The sequence below is a fragment of the Rothia sp. ZJ1223 genome (genome assembly GCF_016900985.1).
Classification (GTDB): domain Bacteria; phylum Actinomycetota; class Actinomycetes; order Actinomycetales; family Micrococcaceae; genus Rothia.
The window spans coordinates 1-13,431 of record NZ_JAFEUT010000001.1; the positions used below are offsets into that span (position 1 = coordinate 1).

At 50.0% G+C, this 13,431-nt stretch carries 12 protein-coding genes and 1 pseudogene; 7 read left to right on the forward strand and 6 right to left on the reverse strand.

The window, feature by feature from the left end:
• Positions 1-76: 76 nt before the first annotated feature.
• Together JTP09_RS00005 and JTP09_RS00010 are read left to right on the forward strand one after the other, a co-directional pair.
• Positions 77-703, forward strand: a complete 627-nt coding sequence (locus JTP09_RS00005; RefSeq protein ID WP_239478530.1) for a ParA family protein — start codon at positions 77-79, stop codon at positions 701-703.
• 26 nt (positions 704-729) lie between these two features.
• Entirely contained in the window at positions 730-924 is a 195-nt protein-coding gene (locus tag JTP09_RS00010; protein ID WP_204875650.1) for a plasmid partition protein ParG, read from the forward strand.
• A 255-nt stretch (positions 925-1,179) separates the two neighbouring features.
• Here the strand turns inward: JTP09_RS00010 and JTP09_RS00015 are convergent, their stop codons facing one another.
• The 3 genes from JTP09_RS00015 to JTP09_RS00025 form a co-directional block, all read right to left on the reverse strand.
• Positions 1,180-1,680: a hypothetical protein gene (locus tag JTP09_RS00015; RefSeq protein ID WP_204875652.1), complete on the reverse strand. Its 501-nt coding sequence runs from the start codon at positions 1,678-1,680 to the stop codon at positions 1,180-1,182.
• Positions 1,681-1,890: 210 nt separating this feature from the next.
• Positions 1,891-3,093, reverse strand: coding sequence for an MFS transporter (locus tag JTP09_RS00020; protein WP_204875654.1), 1,203 nt, complete (start codon positions 3,091-3,093; stop codon positions 1,891-1,893).
• A gap of 54 nt (positions 3,094-3,147) precedes the next feature.
• A complete protein-coding gene (locus JTP09_RS00025; protein ID WP_204875657.1) occupies positions 3,148-3,681 on the reverse strand; it encodes a 7-cyano-7-deazaguanine synthase in 534 nt (177 codons plus the stop codon).
• A 625-nt stretch (positions 3,682-4,306) separates the two neighbouring features.
• Between JTP09_RS00025 and JTP09_RS00030 the strand changes: the two are divergent.
• From JTP09_RS00030 to JTP09_RS00040, 3 genes and pseudogenes are all read left to right on the forward strand, one after another.
• Positions 4,307-4,491 (forward strand): annotated as a pseudogene (locus JTP09_RS00030) (transposase); the annotation flags it as partial.
• Positions 4,492-4,846: 355 nt separating this feature from the next.
• Positions 4,847-5,110, forward strand: a complete 264-nt coding sequence (locus JTP09_RS00035) for a hypothetical protein (RefSeq protein WP_204875661.1) — start codon at positions 4,847-4,849, stop codon at positions 5,108-5,110.
• A 219-nt stretch (positions 5,111-5,329) separates the two neighbouring features.
• Entirely contained in the window at positions 5,330-5,818 is a 489-nt protein-coding gene (locus JTP09_RS00040) for a hypothetical protein (protein ID WP_204875663.1), read from the forward strand.
• A 1,708-nt stretch (positions 5,819-7,526) separates the two neighbouring features.
• Here the strand turns inward: JTP09_RS00040 and cobA are convergent.
• Positions 7,527-8,594 (reverse strand): uroporphyrinogen-III C-methyltransferase, encoded by a 1,068-nt coding sequence (cobA, locus tag JTP09_RS00045; RefSeq protein WP_204875665.1) that lies wholly within the window; start codon positions 8,592-8,594, stop codon positions 7,527-7,529.
• A 152-nt stretch (positions 8,595-8,746) separates the two neighbouring features.
• Positions 8,747-11,401 (reverse strand): nitrite reductase large subunit NirB, encoded by a 2,655-nt coding sequence (nirB, locus tag JTP09_RS00050; RefSeq protein ID WP_204875666.1) that lies wholly within the window; start codon positions 11,399-11,401, stop codon positions 8,747-8,749.
• Between the two features lie 158 nt (positions 11,402-11,559).
• Between nirB and nirD the strand changes: the two genes are divergently transcribed.
• Positions 11,560-11,895 (forward strand): nitrite reductase small subunit NirD, encoded by a 336-nt coding sequence (gene nirD / locus JTP09_RS00055; RefSeq protein WP_204875667.1) that lies wholly within the window; start codon positions 11,560-11,562, stop codon positions 11,893-11,895.
• Between the two features lie 199 nt (positions 11,896-12,094).
• Here nirD and JTP09_RS00060 read toward each other — a convergent pair whose 3' ends face one another.
• The gene (locus tag JTP09_RS00060) at positions 12,095-12,778 is read right to left on the reverse strand and encodes a GNAT family N-acetyltransferase (protein ID WP_255521009.1); all 684 of its coding nucleotides are present in this window, start codon (positions 12,776-12,778) and stop codon (positions 12,095-12,097) included.
• Between the two features lie 136 nt (positions 12,779-12,914).
• Here JTP09_RS00060 and JTP09_RS00065 point away from each other — a divergent pair, with 136 nt between their 5' ends.
• Positions 12,915-13,361 (forward strand): bifunctional precorrin-2 dehydrogenase/sirohydrochlorin ferrochelatase, encoded by a 447-nt coding sequence (locus JTP09_RS00065; RefSeq protein ID WP_204875669.1) that lies wholly within the window; start codon positions 12,915-12,917, stop codon positions 13,359-13,361.
• Positions 13,362-13,431: the final 70 nt, after the last annotated feature.

A 13,431-nucleotide genomic window follows, 5' to 3' on the forward strand; every position in this document is an offset into this window, starting at 1 on the left:
GATCCCCTCCGCCAGGATGCGGTCCTCAACAAGGCGGACCACCCGATCCTTGGCATCCTGATCAAATTTCTTCGGCATGTTCCAGATTTTCCCATCTACTCAAACGGAACAAAACCTGGGACACTTCATTGGCATACTTAACAGCAAAGGCGGCGTGGGAAAAACAACCACAGCCATACACCTAGCCCAAGCCCTAGCACCCCAACACTCAGTAAAACTTTGGGACGCTGATCCTCAAGGATCAGCAACAGACTGGGCCTACACCACCGAAGAAAACGGGGCCCCGCTACCGTTTAGTGTCACCTCAGTAAACCACCGCGAAATCACCCGCAAAACAAGCACCGCCGACTTCGTTCTCATCGACACCCCACCGGGAAACAGCCAAGTCCTTGACGCGGCCGCTAACCGCAGCACTATGCTCATCATCCCCACTAAGCCAGCAAGTCTTGATATGGCACGAGTTTGGGCCACCCTTGATTCCATCCCGCCCACCTTGCCAGCTATCGTACTGCTCACCCACGCCAACCCCAGAACAATCAGCTACCACCAGGCTCTAGAAGCCTTGAATGACGCTAAAATCGCTGTTTTTGATACCCCTATTAAGACCCTAGAGGCTATTAAGAACAACGCTAATACCTACCCTAAAGACCTGGCAGGTTATGAGCAGGTCGCTGCTGAACTACTGAACCTAGTTGGAGAGTAAAACATATGAGTGAGAAGAAGAATTTAATGACCCGTGCGGCTGTGCCTGCATCGGTGGCTAAGGCTGATTTTAAGAAGTCTTTTGCGGCAGGGGATTCTGGGCCGAAGAAGCAGTTGACTGTTAAGTTGGATGAGGTTCGGCATCGGAAGTTGAAGGTGTATGCGAGTGAGCGTGGGATGACGATTACTGAGGTGGTGAGCGGGTTTATCGATAGCCTGTAGTTCTGTATGTATAGAAAGCTGTTTATCTGCTTATACAGATAAACGGACGTAACCTGAAAAATTTCGATTTGACAAGATTATGAGGCTTATTCATTAGGGGTTCCGCAGGCTCACGTTTGCTGCCGACCCTCTCGCCTGGTGTACGTCGCTCATTAGGAGATTCGCGCCATTGCCAAGCCAGTAGTTTTACTGTGAGTCTACTGCACCTACCTTATGAATAAGCCCCTCATATATTTTTGCCTTTAATTCCCACCTTTATCTTCTACCCTCTGCTTTTCCGTTGCGCATCTCCTCTATAATCAATTTGTAGTCATCCATCCATAATAGGTCACTATTTTCGTTGATTCCTAATTGAAGAGTAAAATTATCTTTAGTACTAATCTCAAGGCATTTTTTATTTTGTCCAGCATCGAGAAAAAGAGTGTTCTCTCTTCCCTTTTTTCCTCGATTGCCCCACTCCCTGCCGAGTGGAGTAACATCCTTTATGCTAACAGAGACAACAGAGTCATTTGGTATTCGTACTTTGGGGAAAGGGAAAAGACGAGAATCAATGTATTTGTCATAAACTTTGACATACACACCCGCTTTCCAGTATAGATAAAAGGAAGTAATAGATAGAAAGATAAATAAATTTATCAACAAAGATGGTTCATTGCCTTGCGCCAAATGTATAGTGTAGAATGCTGCGGGAGTAAGTATAATTAGCACTCCTGAAATGCGATAAAGAAGTTGAACGGATGAAAGCTTGTATACCATAGTGTATTAACACCTAGTTTCTTTATTTATAAATTTGAAAACGAAGTAATCAGCAATTACCATCGTGAGGGAAAATGTCCATAATCCCATAATAATACCTAATGTTTGCCCATTAGGTTCAGCATACATATTGTAAGGATTAAAAGGCCACCTTGTTTTTTACAAAATGTTAATCGAAAAGATTCGAAAATATAAAGAAGAGAAACTGCGTCATGCAATCGCACCAGTGGACCTCCTGTAGCCGTATGCTGCAATTGGGATTATTAAGAATGATAACACAGATATTAGTACTAAAGAATTTATAACGCCTATCCAAAATGACAAAAACCCATAGAATAAGGTCGTGATTGGAATGGTCAGAGATCCAAGAAAAGAGCGGGCTACGGTTACACTTTGCATTTTTTCAGGTTTGATGATTTTTGATCGCAAGGTGTAACCTGAAATAGATATTGCGACAAATATTGCGCCTAGTAAAATCTCGTGAATAACAACAAAAAAAAGATGGCCGCTATTTAAAATATTTGGTAATAGGGTCACTAATAATGTGGGCGGCAACAATAAGCATGATATAAAAATAGAAATATTGTATATTTTATTAATTCTATTTTCAACTAAGTAGGTAAAGGCTAGGGTGGATAGAGCACCCAGTGAAATCAATAACCCTATTAGTTCTGCGGGTAGATTATAAATATCTGCAATCAAGATATAGTATCCAGTTCCATATGCTGCCGTTATTGAAGAGAAAGCTAGCGTGGTAAAAGTTAAAAACAGCAAAGGGGTGTTTTTCTTGATTTCTTGGAGTCCGTTTTTAAGAGAGGCTTTGCTGCGAATTTCTGTTTCTATTTTCTCGGTTATAACTGATTTCTGGTACAGGAAAGGGAATGTTCCAAATAAAAATATAATTACTCCAGAAAGTCCTAGCCCAAAGGGTCCTGAAGTCTTTTCAACGATGTATCCGGCCAGCAACGGGACAAATATTTCACAAATAGTGGAAACTCTATACAATAAAGAGTAATGCTTACCGATTCCTTCAGAAGGAATGACCTTTTGGATATATGACTCTCGTGAGAAATTAACAAAAGCTCTACCTGCAACTGCAAAAATTAATAGTAAAATATAGCTATAGAAACTGAGAAAACCGAAAATATATAATATAAAAATTAGTATGTAAGAAGCGCCGGTTAATGCGTATCCTTGAAATAAAGTAGATTCTACGTTTTTTGAGTGCGATAATTTGGTAAAAACCAGTGCAGTTAAGAACATTATGATTTCAGGTATTATTCTCAATATCGAGAATTCTACCGTGGTAACTTCAATAGAATGAATTACTGTAAACAAGGAAGCTACGGTAAATAGCTCTTTACCTGAAGACTCGCCAAACCATGATAATATTGATTTATTTTTATGATTCATTTTTTAAAAAGGGTGGGGCATGATATTAATCTGCCCCACCTGGTATATTAGTATTTACGCAGGAATCTTAATTAATTTTTTGGCTTCGATTCGATCTTTGCAGGGCTCACAAACACAACATTCGCTAGTTGAGCTTACAGCACAGCTCCATGTGGCATCGATGTCCATACCAAGGTTGACACCACGCTGCATAACTTCCGCTTTAGTCATCTCTAGGTAAGGAGCAACAACTTCAAATTTTTTTCCACCTTGTTCCATCGTGATTGCTTCAGAAAGCAAATTGAAATATTCAGTATTGTTATCAGGGTATGCATCCCCTTTGTGGACAGCATAATAAAGCTTTTCCGCTCCCTGGCAGATCGCGGCAGAAGCCGCTAGCGCTATAGCGATTCCAGAACCAAATGGCTTCACGGTATTAAAGACTACTTTTCGCATAACTACAGGAGCCGGGTCTCCATACAGTGCTTGTAGAGCGGGCAAAATATTCACAAAATGGTTCTCAACCCCAAGTTTTGCAGCGGTTTCCTGTGCGTAGTGTCGTTCCGCTTCAGCTTCAAATTCACCTGCATTAAAGGTAAAGGTGATCACCTCATGCCCCTAGTCTAGCAAATCGTATAGAAGGCTAGTCGAATCGGGGCCTCCGGAGAATAGCAATGCTACCTTGCTCATGTGTATCTCTTTTCTGTGATAGTTACAAAAATCTCATGTGATTTTCATCTATTTTATGGGCTGTGTCTCAGAAGTTCAAGGGCTCGTCCTGGTTTTTAAGGAGGAAGGAAGATAAAAGCTACGGCCCCATATCTGGCACTCTCGAAATACCAACACCCCACCCAACTCGCTGAAGACGCCTCCGCTCCTGAAACCTCTGCTCAGCCTCCACCTCCACACGCCGCTTCCGCTCCGAGGGCATCTCCAACACGCGCGTTGGCTGTTCACCACGATTAACTACCACAGAATCCGTCACAGCAACCCAACCAGCCACCCCAAACCAGGTGAAACTAGAAGCGTAAGTAACCGGCCCGCCCCACACACGGCTTCAATGCCCCCAGCCAACACAACAATGGTCAGGGGGTGTCGCCACCGAGGCGGGAACCGGCTCACAAACCATCGCTAATAGAAGCACGATCCAAAGCCAAAGGAAGACGGACTGCGAGATTCGTGAACCACCGGTTACTACCGCACTATAACCCGCAAAACACAAAGGTGCGAAGCAATGACCGAAATTTACCTCGGACTAGACGTCGGCAAAACCACCCACCACGCTACAGCCCTGACCACCACAGGAAAGAAAATCTGGGACAAACCCCTACCCAATCGGAACCCAAAATCCGAGAACTCCTTGAAAAACTATCAGCCCAAGGAGCCGTTCTACTGGTAGTGGACCAACCTAAAACAATCCACTAGCCGAGATGGAATCCAACCTGATCTCTGAACGCACCCGGGCAGGACTTGCTGCAATGAAGGCTAAGAATGCAGGTAATGGCGCGGGCCCCGGGCGGCCTTTGAAGTTATCGGTTGCTCAACGGGGGCAGTTGGTGCGGAAGCGTTCGGAGGTGAATCCTCAGACCGGCAGAGTGTGGGGCCTGCGGGAGCTCGCAGCTTTCTTTGGGGTGGGAGTATCGACAGTGGTGAGGTGCCTGGAAAAAGAAGATGTCTGGGGGCCATGACTTTGAGCTCTGTGTCTGCTCTCTTCGCTCAATAACCTACAGCGGAACCGCTGCTGTCTGTTTTAGTGTCTACGTGCTGGGCAAAAATGCTGGCCAACTCATCTGCTAACCCCCAAACATCGCTAGGAGCACCAGGCGCCCTCATCTCTGATTACATGCACTTCGCCCGCTGGTACTACAACCACAAACCCCATCGCGAATGGGACGAGCACGACTACACCCGACACAAGCGATTCATCAAGTTCCAAAGCCACGCCAAAGCCCAAGCAGAACGCAAACGCCAAGAGCACCTCAAGAAGCTACCCCCAGCTATCAAAGGACTCATGACCCTAGAGCACGAAGAAGACTAAGCAACCAAACAACACCACCACCCAAAAGCAAAGAACAAGCACAACCAAGCAAGCCACATACAGACCACAAGCCACTAAGAAAGAACCATGATGAAAGAACCAGAGCACTACCCAAGAACACCCACCACCACTAAACTAGAAAACAAGAGAAAAACAACAGACAGATACGGGAGCAAAGAAGATAGAGCTTATTACCGCCTGCAGTAAGTGAAGCGAGAGATGAACCAAGGCGGCTTCTTCCAAAAGTTGGTGAGGTCTAACGTTCCCCTACGGCAAGCAGAACGTGCCTTAGCACAGATAGAGGCCCAAGCTCCAAGTAAAGCTGAGGTTCAAGAAGCTAGTAACTACGTGCAAAAAGTAGAAGATCAAGTAGCGGTAGCTCAAGAACGAACCCATCAGGCTAGAAGTACCTTAGGGGATGCTCCTGTATTAGCTGGTGTTTCTCCTGCAGTGCTTGATGAGCGCGGCATCATTCATGAACCCAACTATGAGCAAATCACAGCCCAAGCTACTGCTCAGCAACAGGAAGCGGTGCAGACCTTGAGGAAGCTTCAAGTTCCTGGGAAGGTAGCTGCAGTATGGTCTTATCATGCTCGGATGCATAAGATCATAGAGACTGCTAGTAGAAGCCGAGAGCGTATGGGCAGAGAAGAGCAAAGAGCTACCCGGGAGCCTTATGCTCCTAGTTATCATTTGGGAGCCAAGTAGAGAAGGTCCCTCTTTAGGACGATAGCGGGCGGGGTCGATCATACTAGTTGTGTATTTTGTCTTTCCACCTGGTAGGCAAGGCAACTTATAGCCTTAGCGCTCTTGTAGGCTGTCAAGGGTGCCGGTGGCGTCGCTGAGGCGATTCGCGTACCGCTCACCCTTGGACAACTTATAAGCGCTAAGGCTAGGGCGCTGCCTGTTCCCGGTGAAAGGTAAAGAATGAACAATAGGTAGCGGTAACAGGGTGGGGCAGAGCCTAGAGCAGTAGAAGGAAATCATAAATGTACTGGGCAATTACTGTTCCTAGAGGTTTCCCACACTATTTAGGGAAGAAACCTATGACTTCTGATTGCCTTGTTTCTTCTCCATCCAACCTAGCCCCTGTGAAAGACCTACTAAGCCTAAAAGTCCGAAAGCAACCACTACACACCACGTCACTACCGAACCAAGAATGCTCCAGCCGCCAAGACTTCCTAGATAGACAGCAAAGACACCCAGAAAATAAGCAACTATCAAGAACACCACTGCAATAACTATTGAGCTTGGGTCCTTCTTCTTTTCTCCTTCGCGCCTTATTTTCTCTGCATCTCGGATAACGATTTCTTCAAAAAATTGCGTGTGCTTTGCTCGTAGCGGGAACCTCTTTGAACATCTCTATATTTTTCTCTGCAATCTCCTGTAAGGCCTTCACTTTTTTGTTGTGGAGTAGGACAGCTCCAAAGAGTGGTATGAGAGTAGCAAGAAGTGAGTAACACCACTGGGGATTTCGACTAAAAGATTCTTGAGTTGTTCGATCATTCTTAGTCATCTTCTGTAGGTTCTTTGTTCAAAGGGTTCTTCTAACCCTATTGTGCCGAACCTGTGCAGCACCCTGGATACTGGAATATTTGTTCAGGTGTATGAAAAGAGGGTATTCCTCCCCTGTCCTGTAACAAGCTAAAGTTCTGTGTGCATCTCACTGCGATGGTTACTCGTACAGTGATTTTTTATACCTCAGATGGAAGCTGTTATGGGCAAACTGGCTGTATCAAAAACGTCTCTACGGTAGTTTTGCACCAGGTCGCAACAATATCTCTCCAAAATATCCCGCCGTGATGCCCGTCAGTAAAGGGTAAGAAGAAAACAGATGCAGTACAGTAGGTAGCAACAGAATTTTTAAATAACGAAAGTCCCTCCGCCAAGAGGGGCTTTCCGTAAGAATATTGATGACCATCTTCCGCCAAGTTGCTGGTCATCGGTGAGGAAACAACCATGTTGCATATACACAAGAGGTTTCTCTAATGCCTAGTGTACCAGTGCAAAGTAGGAATAGCGCAAGAGCCCGGGCTAACGCCACACTTTTTGATCTCATCAAAGTCCCGTCCCATCGGGTACCCATTTCTCCTGATAACGCTCTACCCTGGCGCAGATATACGGCCCAAAAGTACCTAGCTAATCTTTCTACGACCAAAGCAAAAACAGCTCAAAAAATTATTGACTACATCAGCTACCGCTACCGCTTAGGCGAATATACAGCCCAGTTCACTTACGCAGAGATCGCATCGCATCTAAGGATCTGCACTAAAACTGTGCTGCCTGCTAGCCGCGCCGCGCGTCCTGACCCTGAGCAGGGACGAGTCACCTTTAAATGCATGATTTACCCCTGGGCTAGAGGTGAATCATGCATTTAAAGGTGAATGACGCGCACACCCGGCGGGTAGCGCAGAACTTATGCCTTGGCATCGCGTCCCTCGCTCAGCGCCAGCTGCAGTAGGGCGTCGCGGCGGGCGGATTCGTCCGTGCCACTGGCGTAACCGGCGTCCACAACGCGCCCGATGACAGTAATCGCAGGCGGACGCACATCTGCCAAATCCTCGGCAGCCCGCTCCAGCGTGGAGTAACGTACCCGCTCACCCTCGCGGTAGACGTTCTCAAAAGTACCTACCGGGGTACGAGCTTCAACGCCGCGTTCTAGCAAACCGGCAACGGTGTGGGGGAGCGTGCGAACACCCATCAACAACGAAATGGTACCGCCCGACGTCACAAAGCCAGCCAACAAATCCAACTCAGCATCGGTGAGTTCAGCGTGCCCCGAGACCACCGTAAACATGTGCGAGACCTTGCGCAGGGTCATAGGCACCCCAGCAGATGCTGGCACAGCAATCGATGAGGTTACACCCGAGATCACCTCAACCGGCACCCCGGCGCGCTCGCATGCGTACAGTTCTTCGGTGCCACGTCCGAAGACGTAAGGGTCACCGCCCTTAACACGTGCCACGTTCTTACCTGCTAGCGCGTAATTAACCATCATCTGATCAATCTGACGCTGCGGCACCTTATGTTCACCGGGCACCTTGCCCACATCAATGATTTCAGCTCCCGGTGCCCACAGCTCAATGTCAGTCACCGGTGCCAGGTGGTCAATGAGCACCACATCTGAGGACGCCAGCGCCCGGTGGGCTGCGACCGTCATGTACCCGGCGAGACCGGGACCCGCACCTATCAAAAAGACGGTGCCAACGGTGCCAATGGGATCTTCAGTATCAACGGTAATCAGCGTACCGGGCAGGGTCTTTGCTAGGGCTGTGCGCCAGGAGGGGAGCGCGTCCTGATCATTCTCAGCTACGCAGATAACGGCGAGTACGGGGCGCAGGGCAGCGGCGGGCACCAGCGCCTGGGGCGTGGGGCACTGAATAATAGAAGCCGCATCTTTATACTTGTGGGCTACGCGGGCGGTTCGCTCAGCATCGCCGGCAAGCAGCACCACAGCTCCTGAGGTTTCAAGATGAAGGTACACGAAAATCTCTCTATCTTCCCTTTGACGGGAATACACATAGGTCTCACAGCAAAAGTGCACGCCCACCCCACCCTCTTAGTTAAAGAGGTGATGAGGTGGGGCATACACTTTATCTAGAACGGGACAGATACATCACAGTATGCGCGTGCCGCTTAGACGGGTGCGCCTACCGGAATTTTTGCGCCGGTAATCAGTACCGGTGCGTTTTCTTCTTCAGCCTCAGCGGCAGCCAGTTCTTCGGCGGTTGCCGGGCGAATCTGATCGCGCTCTAACACATAGAGACGTGAGGCATCGTCAGCGACCTCGGGCTGGTTCACAAAGGAACGGAAGCGGCGCATACGCTCAGGGTCGTTGAGGGTCGCAACCCACTCGTCCTCGTAGTGGTCGATATGGTATTGCATGTCAGCGTCCAAATCAGCGCAGATACCCAGCGAGTCATCAATAATCACAGCACGCAGGTGCTCCATAGCGTCGCCGAACTTTTCATCCAGATCCTCGGCCCAGCGAGCGGTACGCTGCAACTTATCGGCGGTGCGAATGTAGTACATGAGGTAACGATCGATGTACTTGTAAGCGGTTTCCTGATCCAGGTCTTTGGCAAAGAGACGACCGTGGGCAGGGTTAGCGCCACCGTTACCGGCAAGATAAAGGTTCCAACCGTTGGTGGTTGCAATCAAACCGACGTCCTTGCCCTGAGCCTCAGCACACTCACGGTTACAACCCGAAACACCCATCTTGAACTTGTGCGGGGAGCGCAAGCCCTTGTAACGGTTCTCCGTATCAATAGCCATCTGCACAGAATCCTGAACACCGAAACGGCACCAGGCGCTACCAATGCATGACTTCACGTTACGCAGGGACTTACCATATGCCTGACCCGACTCGAAACCAGCATCTACCAGACGCTTCCAAATCTCAGGCAGCTGCTCCAGGCGAGCGCCGTACATACCGATGCGCTGGGCACCGTTAATCTTGGTGTACAGACCGAAATCACCGGCAACCTGAGCAATAACAGCCAGCTTAGCGGGGGTAATTTCACCACCGGGTATACGCGGAATCACACCGTAGGTGCCGTCCTTCTGCATGTTCGCCAGGTTGCGGTCATTGGTGTCCTGCAAGGTGCCGCGTCCGCCATCCAGCGTGTAGGACTTACGGGTTGAGGCGAGAACGGACGCGACGGTGGGCTTACAGATAGCGCAGCCGTCCTCACCCTGACCAAAGCGCTCAAGGACGGAGTAGAAATCATCCAGATCGCCCACAATACGCACAGCCTCAAACAGCTCAGCGCGGGAGAAACCGAAGTGCTCACACAGAGCATTAGAAACGGTCAGACCCATCTTCTTCATCTGCTGATTGATGGTCTTCTGAATCATCGGAACACATGAACCACACTGGGTACCAGCAGAGGTCGAGGACTTAATGGAACCTACATCCTGGTGACCGTCAATAATTGCCTGACGCACAGTGCCAAAATCGATGTTGTTACAAGAACACAAGATAGCGTCATCGGGCAACTCAGTATCGGGCACACCGTCGCCGCCACCGGCAGCAGTCAAGAAAGCTGCCGGCTCAGCGGGCAACTCGCGTCCCAGCAGGGGCTTGAGCGAATCAAAGGGATCAGTATCGCCCACAAAAACGCCACCGAGCAAAGTCTTAGCGTCAGAGCTGGTCACAATCTTCTGGTACATACCGCGAGCCGGGTCAGCAAACAGAACCTCAAGCGCACCGGGAGTGGTCGCACGGCGGTCACCGAACCCAGCAACCTGCACGCCGTCAAACTTCAGCTTGGTCGCAACATCAAACTCAGAAACAGTCGCATTACCGCCCATCAGGTTCTTTGCAACAACCTCAGCCATCTGGTTAGCCGGCGCCACCAGACCCCAGGTGCGACCCAGGATGCAGGCGACTTCACCGATTGCCCAAATGTGCTCGTCCTCTTCAGAACGACAATCGGGGGTGACCAGCAGACCGCCGCGCTCGCCGACGCTCATCTCTGCTTCGCGTACTAGCTCATCGTTGGGGCGAATACCCGCTGCGAACATGACGATGTCAGCGTCGATTACGCGAACATCTGCTTCATCGCCCATACCGTTTGCTACTGACACCGAGGTGACCTCGCCACCGGTGCGGTTGATGGTAGAAATGAACGCGCCGGTCTCAACACCAATGCCGGTTGCCTCAATCTGGGCGTTAACAGCGTGACCGCCGCCCTGATCCATCTCTAGAGAAAGCAGCCAGGGGGCGACGTCCAAAATGGTGGGTTCAGCGCCCAGGTGTTTGAGCCCCTCTGCCGCTTCAAGACCGAGCAGACCGCCACCTACAACGATGCCCTTGGGGGCGCGTCCCAACTTTTCAGTCAGGCGAGCAACCTCAGACACTACGGTGCGTACATCATCAATAGTGCGGAAAACGTGAGCTGCCTCAGAACCGGGAATGGGGATTTTCACTGCGCGTGAACCGGTAGCCATAATCAGTTCGTCGTATTCAAAAATTTCACCGGTAGTGGTGGTAACGGTGTGTGCCTCACGGTCGAGGGTGGACGCGCGGGTGTTGAGCTTTAGCTCAATGCCGGGTGTGTTCCACAGCTCGGTGTCGCCTAAGGTGAGGTTTTTATCAACGTCATTAAAAATCTGTTCAAGTGCTACGCGGTCGTAGGGCACGTAGGGTTCATCCATGAGAACTGTGACGGTATCTTGTCCCAGGCCCTGCTCGTTGATGGTACGTACAAAACGCCAAGCAGCGGGGCCGCCGCCCACTACGAGAATCTTTCGACCGGAGTGAGGTTCTTTCACCTGAGTATTAACCATGTGTGTTTAGCCCTTGCGTGTAAGTGCCCGATAAAAAATGTGGGATTCTGTGGGCACATCATTTATTTAGTATCAATAAGGCGATAATACCAAGTCTGCCTGTAGGTATCAGTCATACTGGTGAGTGAAAGCACCTCACACGTGAAGGAAAAATAACCATGTCCCACAAGGTAACCCACCGCATTTGCTCGCTGAATGATCTTGAAGAGAACTGGGGTGAAGTGGCTTTGATCGGTGATCACCAGTACGCAATTTTTCGCACTCACGATGACCGTGTTTACGTCACTGACCACCAAGACCCCAACAGCGGTTCTTTGGTGATTGCCCGCGGAATTGTAGGGGAGAAGGACGGTAAACGCACCGTTACCTCACCGCTGTATAAAGAGATTTATGACCTTGAAACCGGTGAGTGCCTCTCGGGTGCTGATTATGTTTTGCCGGTGTATGAGGTTGAAAACAAGGACGGCGAAATCTTCGTATTGCTTGATGCGTAAAGCTCTTTGATGCAAAGCCTCGGCGGGTGGTCTTCACCTGTCGGGGCTTTTGTCTGCGTCAAAACGGTTCTAAATTTACTTGAGGTGTGTCTGACCCAGTGCTTAACAATCTGTCATAGGGTTACGGGCACCCACTTCATGCGATGATGTGTGGTGATGCGTGGGAATCTGTGGTTTTGAGGGGGATCGTGATGGGGTCTTAGAAGGTCAGCGTCATGTCATACCAGCGAGCGCCGCCGTGCGCGGAATCTGATACCCCGTCAAGCTTGAACCCGAAGTTCTTGTAGTAGTCGATGAGTTCTTTCTTGCAGGTCAGAATGACGCCGGTGCGCTTTTCTGCGCGTGCCTGTTCAATCAGGCGTGAAAGCAGAATAGCGGCATAGCCATGCGAGCGCATCGCCGGTATAACGTTGAGACCCAAAATAGTTTGGTAGGCACCGTGGCGGGTGTGGGCGGCGGGGTTGGTAAACAGCTCATCAAAAATTATGGGGGAGTTGGTGACCATGCCGTCAATGAAACCGATGATTTCCCCGTCTGCTTCGAGTACCCAAAAGTGGTTTCCGAAGACGTTGAAGCGCGAGGTGAGGATCTCTAGAGAGGCTGCTTCGGCGGCGGGGAAACATTCCGCTTCAATTTCAGCTAGGCGGTCAATGTCGGTGTCAGCTGCCTGACGCAGTTCCAATGTTGGCTCGTGTTCCTCCGCCGGTGCTGGGAGGTCTGCGTCCGGGATGCGGTTTTCTTGTGTACGCGCTTCATCGAGAGCTGTCAGCGATTGACCGCCCACACCCCAGTTATCGCGGGGTATTTCGTTGAGCATGACCCACACTGAAGATTCCTTGGTGCCGGTTATACGGGCATAAGTGATGGTGAGTTCAGTAATCAGGCGGTTTTGGTGGCTTGGTCTAGGCTAGAGGCGTAATTGACGTTGATTAGTGGCATGAGTTGGCTCCCAGAGTGCGAGTGTTGTTGTGCTTCATGGTAGCAGTGCGAAAGGTAAGGGTGTATTAGTGTTACCCGTCATGCTGAATCTGAGTGGACGCCCAGTGCTGGTGGTTGGCGGCGGTATGGTGGCTACCCGGCGCGTGGGGGTCTTGTTGGCTCAGGACGCGCGGGTAACAGTAATTGCCCCGCAGGTTAGTGAGGAGCTGGCTCAACACGCTGACAGCGGGCAGATCGTGTGGGAGCAAAGAGGTTTTGAACCAGGCGATGTTGCGGGCAACGTTCTAGTGCTTGCCCTGACTGATAACCCAGCGGTGCAAGAGGCGGTGCGCAGAGCCTGCGAGATAGCTTCGACCCTGTGCCTGGTGGGTGGTCACCCTCGTTCCTCGACCCTGTGGTTTATGGCTCACCGGCTGTTAGATGGGCTCACGGTTGCCGTGAGCGCAGGCGGTAACCCGCGCCGTGCTCAAGAAACAGTCGAGAACTTAGCCCGGCATATCAAAGCATCGAAAAGTTCAACACGCTAAAAAATTTATCTGTAATTTAGGTGAATCTCATCATCGCCTACCCGGCGGTTTCACCCCTATATGGGGTGGG

Excerpts from the sequence above, each read along its gene's own strand:
- JTP09_RS00005 (WP_239478530.1), top strand. The coding sequence starts at position 77 with ATGTTCCAGATTTTCCCATCTACTCAAACGGAACAAAACCTGGGACAC.
- JTP09_RS00010 (WP_204875650.1), top strand. The coding sequence starts at position 730 with ATGACCCGTGCGGCTGTGCCTGCATCGGTGGCTAAGGCTGATTTTAAG.
- JTP09_RS00015 (WP_204875652.1), bottom strand. The coding sequence starts at position 1,680 with ATGGTATACAAGCTTTCATCCGTTCAACTTCTTTATCGCATTTCAGGA.
- JTP09_RS00020 (WP_204875654.1), bottom strand. The coding sequence starts at position 3,093 with ATGAATCATAAAAATAAATCAATATTATCATGGTTTGGCGAGTCTTCA.
- JTP09_RS00035 (WP_204875661.1), top strand. The coding sequence starts at position 4,847 with ATGCTGGCCAACTCATCTGCTAACCCCCAAACATCGCTAGGAGCACCA.
- JTP09_RS00040 (WP_204875663.1), top strand. The coding sequence starts at position 5,330 with ATGAACCAAGGCGGCTTCTTCCAAAAGTTGGTGAGGTCTAACGTTCCC.
- nirB (WP_204875666.1), bottom strand. The coding sequence starts at position 11,401 with ATGGTTAATACTCAGGTGAAAGAACCTCACTCCGGTCGAAAGATTCTC.
- nirD (WP_204875667.1), top strand. The coding sequence starts at position 11,560 with ATGTCCCACAAGGTAACCCACCGCATTTGCTCGCTGAATGATCTTGAA.
- JTP09_RS00065 (WP_204875669.1), top strand. The coding sequence starts at position 12,915 with ATGCTGAATCTGAGTGGACGCCCAGTGCTGGTGGTTGGCGGCGGTATG.